This window comes from Arthrobacter sp. JCM 19049 (assembly GCF_001310435.1).
In genome coordinates this window covers 1-597 of sequence record NZ_BAXF01000896.1, presented here as the reverse complement: position 1 = coordinate 597, position 597 = coordinate 1, and the positions used below count along the sequence as shown (strand labels likewise).

Annotated in this window: 1 pseudogene; it reads left to right on the top strand. The window is 71.9% G+C overall.

Annotation, left to right across the window (positions count from 1 at the left end):
- Positions 1-395: pseudogene (locus JCM19049_RS16985) on the top strand (nitrite/sulfite reductase); the annotation flags it as partial.
- Between the last annotated feature and the right edge of the window lie 202 nt (positions 396-597).

The following is a 597-nucleotide window of genomic DNA, read 5'->3' as shown; positions in this document are numbered from 1 at the left end:
CCGGCGAGCACGTGCGGCGCTTCACCGATGCCGCGGCCGCGCTGGGCCTGGACGCGTTCCCGGGCCTGGTCAAGCGTTCGGCGATCGCCTGCACCGGCATCGAGTACTGCAAGCTGGCGATCGTGGACACCAAGGACACCACCATCGACGCGGTCCGGCAGATCGAAGCCCGGCTCAGCGACCACCAGGGCCGGCTGCCCAAGGCCCTGTCCCTGCACGTGAACGGCTGCCCGAACTCCTGCGCCCGGGTGCAGACCGCGGACATCGGGCTCAAGGGGCAGCTGATCACCAACCAGGACGGCGAACAGGTCCCCGGCTTCCAGGTGCACCTGGGCGGCACTCTGGCCGGGGTGGAGAACGGGGAGGCCGGGCTGGGGCGCACCGTGCGCGGCTGAAGATCGCCGCCGATGAACTGACCGAGTACGTCACCCGCGTGCTGGGCAGCTACTCCCGGCACTCCGCGGACGGGGAGTCCTTCGCCACCTGGGCCCACCGCGCCGAGGACGGGGAACTGTCATGAGCCGCACCCCTGGAACCCCGCACACCCAGGAGCAGCTGCGCGCGATCGCGCAGCGCGGCGCCCAGGAGCTGGGCTGG